The sequence below is a fragment of the Sphaerotilus sp. genome (assembly GCF_041083715.1).
In the GTDB taxonomy this organism is placed as follows: Bacteria; Pseudomonadota; Gammaproteobacteria; order Burkholderiales; family Burkholderiaceae_C; genus Sphaerotilus.
In genome coordinates this window covers 1-6,491 of sequence record NZ_JBFPGY010000304.1, presented here as the reverse complement: position 1 = coordinate 6,491, position 6,491 = coordinate 1, and the positions used below count along the sequence as shown (strand labels likewise).

At 71.8% G+C, this 6,491-nt stretch carries 8 protein-coding genes; 2 read left to right on the top strand and 6 right to left on the bottom strand.

Features of this window, described 5'->3' with window-relative positions:
- Both AB3X43_RS14210 and AB3X43_RS14205 read left to right on the top strand, forming a co-directional pair.
- Positions 1–483 (top strand): 5'-nucleotidase C-terminal domain-containing protein (locus AB3X43_RS14210; protein ID WP_369430514.1); only part of this gene is annotated, 483 nt, incomplete at its 5' end.
- The gene (locus tag AB3X43_RS14205) at positions 480–1,631 is read left to right on the top strand and encodes a hypothetical protein (RefSeq protein WP_369430513.1); all 1,152 of its coding nucleotides are present in this window, start codon (positions 480–482) and stop codon (positions 1,629–1,631) included. The genes AB3X43_RS14210 and AB3X43_RS14205, both read left to right, overlap by 4 nt.
- Before the next feature lie 5 nt (positions 1,632–1,636).
- On the opposite strand, the gene AB3X43_RS14200 is transcribed toward AB3X43_RS14205, so the two are convergent.
- From AB3X43_RS14200 to AB3X43_RS14175, 6 genes are all read right to left on the bottom strand, one after another.
- Entirely contained in the window at positions 1,637–2,452 is an 816-nt protein-coding gene (locus AB3X43_RS14200) for an FTR1 family iron permease (RefSeq protein ID WP_369430512.1), read from the bottom strand.
- Between the two features lie 16 nt (positions 2,453–2,468).
- Entirely contained in the window at positions 2,469–2,831 is a 363-nt protein-coding gene (locus AB3X43_RS14195) for a cupredoxin domain-containing protein (protein ID WP_369430511.1), read from the bottom strand.
- Positions 2,832–2,909: 78 nt separating this feature from the next.
- Positions 2,910–3,215, bottom strand: a complete 306-nt coding sequence (locus tag AB3X43_RS14190; RefSeq protein WP_369430510.1) for a Dabb family protein — start codon at positions 3,213–3,215, stop codon at positions 2,910–2,912.
- Positions 3,216–3,246: 31 nt separating this feature from the next.
- Positions 3,247–4,473 (bottom strand): AGE family epimerase/isomerase, encoded by a 1,227-nt coding sequence (locus tag AB3X43_RS14185; protein WP_369430515.1) that lies wholly within the window; start codon positions 4,471–4,473, stop codon positions 3,247–3,249.
- A gap of 2 nt (positions 4,474–4,475) precedes the next feature.
- Positions 4,476–5,720: a YbiU family protein gene (locus AB3X43_RS14180; RefSeq protein ID WP_369430509.1), complete on the bottom strand. Its 1,245-nt coding sequence runs from the start codon at positions 5,718–5,720 to the stop codon at positions 4,476–4,478.
- 36 nt (positions 5,721–5,756) lie between these two features.
- A partial coding sequence (locus AB3X43_RS14175) for a Gfo/Idh/MocA family protein (protein WP_369430508.1) occupies positions 5,757–6,491 on the bottom strand: 735 nt, incomplete at its 5' end.

The window sequence follows — 6,491 nt, the reverse complement described above, 5'->3', positions numbered from 1 at the left end:
AGCCTCGTCACGCTGACGCTGACGGCGCAGGACCTCAAGAACGTGCTGGAGCAGCAGTTCGCCGGCTGCCGTGGGCAGGCCGCAGCGGCCACGCGGATCATGGTCCCGTCGAGCGGCTTCAAGTACACCTGGGACGGTGCCAAGGCCTGCGACGCCCGCATCAGCAGCGTCACGCTGACCCGCAACGGGGCGACCGAGACCCTGGTCGATGCGACCGGCAAGGTGCTGGCGCCGACCAAGGCCTACCGCGTCACGGTCAACAACTTCATGGCCACGGGTGGCGACGGCTTCACCACGTTCCTGAACGGCACGCAAGCCCTGGGCGGCGCGCAGGACATCGATGCGCTGACCGCGTTCATGGCTGGCTACAAGGCGCCCGCTGCACCGTACACCCGCGGCGCCAGTCCGAATGATCTGGGCAGCGTGCGTGTCCAGCGCACCGGGGGCACGTCCTGCCCGACCGGCGCGGCCACCAACCCGTGACGCGGCGCGCTGGCTGGCGGATGGGGTTGGTGCTGGCGCTGACGGGGAGCCTGCCGGTGCTGGCGGCGACAGACAACCCCGAGCGCGCGGCCCTGCTCGCCGAGGGCGAGGCCGCGCTGTCGCACGGCCAGGTGGACCAGGCGCTGCGCCGCTTCGAGCGCGCCGCGGCGATGGCGCACGCGGCCGACACCGAGCTGGCGCTGGTGCGCACCTGGCTGCAGGCGGGCCAGTACCGGCAGGCCACCGCGTTCAGCGCCCACACCGCGGGGGCGCATCAGCGGGTGGTGGAGGGCGCCGTGCTCTACGCATGGCTGCTGTCGATCGGCGGTCAGCAGGATGCGGCGCGGCGCCTGCTCGACCAGGCGGTGGAGCGCTTTCCGGCCGAACCGATGCTGCCCGCCACGCGCCGGCTGCTGGACGATCCGCTGGCTGCGCCTGCGGTGGCGCTGCCGGCCGTGCGGTTGGCGCCCTGGAGCACGGGCGCCCGTGTGCCCAAGGGCGCCCAGGTGGTGGCCAGCGGCGTGCTGATCGACCAGGGGCGCCACGCGCTGGTGCCGCTGGCGGCGCTGGAGGGCGGCGCGCGCCTGCTGGTGCGTGATGGCCTGGGCCGCACGACGGGTGCGCGGCTGTTGCGGGGGGACCGCGGGCTGGGTGTGGCGCTGCTGGCGCTGCAGCCGGCGCTGACCTTGCACAGCCTGCCGGTGGCGCTGGGCGACACGCCGGTCGAGCTGCCGCTGCCGGCGGCTGCGCCGCGGGATCCGTTCCCGGGCAGTCCGGCGCACGCGGTCGAGTTCACGCCGTCGCACCGTGCCGATCCGGCGTGGCCGCGGCTGCGCAGTGGCTTCCACGGGGCACCCGAGGGCGTGTCGGGCGAGCGCCGGCTGGGCATCGAGATGCCGGCCGGGCCGCGTGGCGGGCCGGTGCTGAATGCGGCAGGGCAGTGGACCGGGCTGGCGCTGCCGGGGCGCGGCGGCACGGACCACCTGGTACCGGTGTCGCGGCTGCGGACCGCTTTTGTCGACATGCTGGGCGCGGGGCCGGGCCCTGGCGCCGCAGCCACTTCGGGGCCTGTGCCGCCGCAGGTGGCGGTGGACGAGGTCTACGAAGGCGCGCTGCGCATGACGCTGCAGGTGATCCGCACCCGCTGATGCACTCAGCGGGGGGCGGTGCGTGCGGCGGCCATCCGCGTGCCGAAGGTGATCAGCAGCAGCACGCCAGCCCAGCTCAGCACCTGCAGCCCGCTGGGCTGCGCGTCATAGCCGACCATCGCGTGCAGCAGCGTGCCGAGCGCCGACTCGTTGCTCAGCAGCCGGGAGCTGTCCCAGGCGGGTTCGCTCCAGCGCTCGACCAGACCGGCCTGCGCCAGCGACCGGGCGAGCTGGCTGGCGATGGCCGCAGCCAGCAGCGCGATCAGCACATTGGTCACCGCGAACAGCCGCTGTGTCGGGATGCGCGACAGTCCGGCGTAGAGCATCGCACCGGTTGCCACGCCGCCGAGCAGACCCAGCCCGGTGCCGCCGAGCACCTCGGCCAGCCCCATGTCCGAACCAGCAGCCGTGCCACTGACGAAGAGCACCGTCTCGGCACCCTCGCGCAGCACGCTGAGCGCCACCACCACCAGCAACGCCCAGGCCGGCCGCTCGCCGCTGCCCACGGACCGGCCGAGCTGCTGCGCTTCGAACGCCATCTCTCGGCCATGGGTCGAGACCCAGATGCAGTGCCACAGCAGCATCACCAGCGCGACGGCGAGGATGCCGACGTTGAGCAGGTCCTGCCCGATGCCGTCCGCCCAGTGCGCGATCTGTCCGGCCAGCGCGGCCAGCAGCACCGCCCCCAGCACGCCCAGCGACACCCCGCCCGCCAGCCAGCGCCCGCGCTGCGCCATCGTCTGCGTCGCCGCCGCGATGATGCCGACGAACAGCGCCGCTTCGAGCGACTCCCGGAACACGATCAGCGCAGCAGCGAGCATGGCCGTCCGTCTCCGCTCATTCGACGATGACGACGCCGCGGGCGGTGGCCTCGTGGTATTCGCCGTAGAACGGGTAGCGGCCGGGCTGCAGCGGACCGATCAGCACCGGCACCTTGGCGCCGCCCGGGATGACCTTCTCGCGCTTGAGCGACTTGCTCTCGAACTCCTCGGGCGACTTGTCCTGGTTGTCGACGACCAGCTTCACGCGCTGGCCGGCGGGCACCTTCAGCTCGGCCGGATCGAAGCGGTGGTCGCGGATGACCAGCGTCAGCTCGATGTCGGCCGCACGGGCCGGCAGCGCCAGCAGGCTGGCCGCGAGGCCGGTGGTGCCCAGCAGGCAGAGGAGAGCAGTGCGGCGGGTCCACGCATTCAGCGACATGTTCAGTCCCAGGTAGGAAGGGGGAAGACGATGTCGTGAATGTAATAAGAATTGTTCTCGTTTGCAAGTCCACCGACATCAACTGGAATCGGTCTGGTAATCGAGGACCAGTACCTCCTCCAGCAGCGGCTGCAGCCGCGCGACAAACGCCTGGTGTGCTGGGTGCGGCAGATAGTGGTCGCGGCCGGCTGCATCGTCGAAGGTCAGCAGGAAGGCGTGCGTGTAACCGCGGGCCAGCCCTTCGGGGCTGACATCGGTGCCCGACTCGAGGGCGCGCACGGTGCCGATCGCCGTGCGCAGTGCGTGGAACGCCGCGGTGATGTCGGCGATGGCCGCCGGCGGGGTGTCTGGCTTGAACTGGAGCAGCACGAGGTGGCGCAGCATGTGGACAACCCTGTTGATCACTTCGTGTCTGTCAGGCGCCGAGGCCGCGCAGCACGTCCCAGCAGGCGCCCATCGTGTGGTAGTCCGTCTTGCCGGCGGGGCTCTTCTCGTCGGAGTAGGCGCGGCTGTCGGGCGTGCGGATGCGGTACCAGGCGCCATGGGCATGGTCGACCATGTGCGCCCAGCTGTAGGCCCAGATCCGGTCGTACCACTGCCAGACCGCGGCGTCGCCCGTGCGCACCGCCAGCAGCGCGGCGGCAGCGAAGCTCTCGGCCTGGACCCAGAAGTACTTGTCCGCGTCGCACACCTCGCCGCCCGGCGCGAAGCCGTACACGAGGCCACCGTGTGTGTGGTCCCAGCCGTGGCGCATGGCGGTGTCGAAGAAGTGCCGGGCGGTCGGCACGATCCACGCTGGCACCTCGGCGCCGGGCGTGCCCTGCAGGTGGACCTCCAGTTGCAGCAGCAGCTTGGCCCACTCGGTGAGGTGGCCGGTCTGGAAGCCCCAGGGGCGGAAGATGTTGGTCTTGTCGTCGCGGTTGTAGTCGGGATCGACCGACCAGTCGGGGTGGTAGTGCTCCCAGACCAGCCCGCCGGACAGCGCGGCCTGCCGCTGCGTGACCGCGGTGGCCAGCGTCAGGGCGCGGTCGAGGTAGCGCCGGTCCTTGGTCGCGTCGAAGGCGGCGATCATGGCCTCGCAACTGTGCATGTTGGCGTTCTGGCCGCGGTAGGGGCCGACCTGCCAGTCCGGTGTGGCCTCGTCGGCGTAGAGGCCGTGCGCGGGCTCCCAGAAACGCTGCTCCATCAGGTCGAAGGTCGCGTCCAGCCCGGCGCGGGCCTCGTCGATGCCGGCCATCAGCGCATGGGCATGGGCCAGCAGCACGAAGGCGAGGCCGTAGCAGTGGTTCGTGCCGTCCTGCACCGTCGCGGCGCGGCGCTCGCCGTCCCAGTCCAACTGCCACGCATAACCGCCCTGGGGCTGCGCGTGGGCGTCGTGCAGGAAGCGCAGGCCGTGGCGTGCCGCGGCCTGGTACGCCGGATCGCCGAAGCGTCGGTAGGCCATCGCGTGGTTGAAGACGAAGCGCGTGCTGCTGACGAGGTGGCGCGTGCGGCGGTCGTAGACGGTGCCGTCGTCCTTGAAGAAGTGGAAGAAACCACCCGTCGGATCGAGGCAGCGGCCGTCGTAGAACGCCAGCGTGTGGCGGATGTGGCCGAGCAGGAACCCGGGCGTGCGGAAGGCGGGATCGGCCACTGCGGTCATGGTCACGGCGCAAGCCCCATCTGCTGCAGCCCGAGCGGGCTGAGATCGGCCGGCGTGGCGCGGCCGGGGAAGTCGAGTTCGTAGTCTTCGGGGGCGAAGTCCGGGCTGCTGCGGCCGGCGAGGAAGGCCGCGGCCTGCCGCTCGGCGAAGCGGGCATTCTTGTCGCACCAGGGCGCCGCGCCGATGTAGATGACGTTGCTGTAGCCGCTGCCGGTGTGCTGGTTCTCGACGGCATGGATGATGTCCGAGTGCCACCAGACGGTGTCGCCCGGCTGCACTTCGGGGATCGACACCAGGCCGGCGAGCAGTTCCGGGTGCCACTGCATCGACGCGCCGAGTGCGCGGCCGGGCTGCGCGCCGCACAGGTCGCCTTCAGGCACATCGGGCTGCAGCGCCCGCAGCAGCATCCACGGCATCGTGCGCGCGATCGGCACCAGCTTGAGCGTGCCGTCGCCCGGCCCCTGGCGGGTCAGCGCAGTCCAGCCCTGGAAGGTGCGGAAGGCGGAACACACGGCGGGCGAGGGGATCTCCTTCGTCTGCGTGCGGCCCTCGCCGTCGAAGGGGTCGAACGCCAGCGGGTCGCCCTGCAGCACCTCGCGGTAGAGGTGGCGGAAGCTCGGCTCGCACCAGCGCTCGACCGAGCCGCCGTCCGAGTGCGGCGACAGGCCGAGGGTCGAGTCCCCGGCCTCGCGGCGGCGGATGCGGTCGGCGTAGTTGAACTGGCGATCGGGGTCGAAGAACCGGGCGCCGTCCTTCTCGAAGGTCCACAGCCGGTTCAGCCACGAACGGGTCACGGCCAGGTTCGGGTGCTGGCGGGCCTGCATCTGCGGCCTGGACCAGTAGAGGCTGAAGATCTGCGGCCGGCCGGCGGCCAGCGCGCTGAAGTACTTGTCGAGACCCGCCTTGTCCTGCATGCGCAGCAGGTAGCCGACCGCGTCGATGTAGCGCACCACCTCGTCGTTCCATTCGGCGATCTGCGCCGGGTCGAACACGCCACGGATCACCGCGCAGCCGCGGCGGTGGACGCGTGCGACTTCGGCGGGCGAGACCCGGCCGGCGGCGATGTCGGCGTAGGCGATCTCGGGCACGGCGTGGCCGCCCGCCATCTCGCTGCGGATGGCCGAGACCTCGTCGTTCAGGGCCTCGGTCAGGCGGGCGTAGCGGCCGGCGAGGTTGGGCACTTCGGCGCGCAGCTGGCGCTGGCTGGCGCGCACGGCGCCGGGGATGTCGTTCATCCAGGCTTCCATGGGGAAAGCTCCTTCGTGAAAGGGGTGTGGTACCGCTCAGTCGATCTGCTGCGACTGGCCGCTGGCGCCGCTGGCCAGACCCGCCAGGGCCACGGCCATCGAGCGCTCGCCGTCCACCCCGGTGGCCAGCGGCGCGCCTTGGCCGGCACAGGCCCGCACGAAGGCGTCGCAGCCCACCTCGTACAGGTCCACGGTCGGCACCGGGATCTCGCGTTCGCCCGCGCTGTCGCGCAGCCACAGCCGCCCGCTGCCCGCCTGCGTCAGCGAGCCCTCGGCGTAGAGCGTGCCTTCGGTGCCGAGCACGTGCAGCCGGGTCGCGGCGTGCTGGGCCACGAAGGATTCGTGGGTCTGCGCCAGCACGCCGCCGTCGAACTCGATCAGGCTCATCGCGCTGTCCTCGACCCGGCCCTGGCCGAGGCCCTGCTGGCGGGTCACGGTGGTGATGCGCCGCGGCTCGGCCTGCAGCAGGAAGCGCAGCAGATCGGCATCGTGCACGAGGATGTCGAGCACCACACCGCCGCCGGCGCCGGGGGCATCGAGCCGCCAGCCCTGCAGGTGCGGCGGCAGGTAGACCGCGTGCGAGACCTGCACGCCGTGGACGCGGCCGATCGTGCCGGCTTCGATCATCCGGCGCACCTGGCCATGCAAGGCCGAGGCGCGCAGATGGTGGTTGGTGGCGAGCACGCGGTCGGCGGCCTGGGCGCGGTCGATCATCTGCGCGGCGTCGGCCAGCGACATCGCCAGCGGCTTCTCGCACAGCACGTGGCAGCC

Coding starts and splice junctions, on each gene's coding strand:
- AB3X43_RS14185 (WP_369430515.1), bottom strand. CDS start 4,473: ATGACCGCAGTGGCCGATCCCGCCTTCCGCACGCCCGGGTTCCTGCTC.
- AB3X43_RS14195 (WP_369430511.1), bottom strand. CDS start 2,831: ATGTCGCTGAATGCGTGGACCCGCCGCACTGCTCTCCTCTGCCTGCTG.
- AB3X43_RS14180 (WP_369430509.1), bottom strand. CDS start 5,720: ATGGAAGCCTGGATGAACGACATCCCCGGCGCCGTGCGCGCCAGCCAG.
- AB3X43_RS14200 (WP_369430512.1), bottom strand. CDS start 2,452: ATGCTCGCTGCTGCGCTGATCGTGTTCCGGGAGTCGCTCGAAGCGGCG.
- AB3X43_RS14190 (WP_369430510.1), bottom strand. CDS start 3,215: ATGCTGCGCCACCTCGTGCTGCTCCAGTTCAAGCCAGACACCCCGCCG.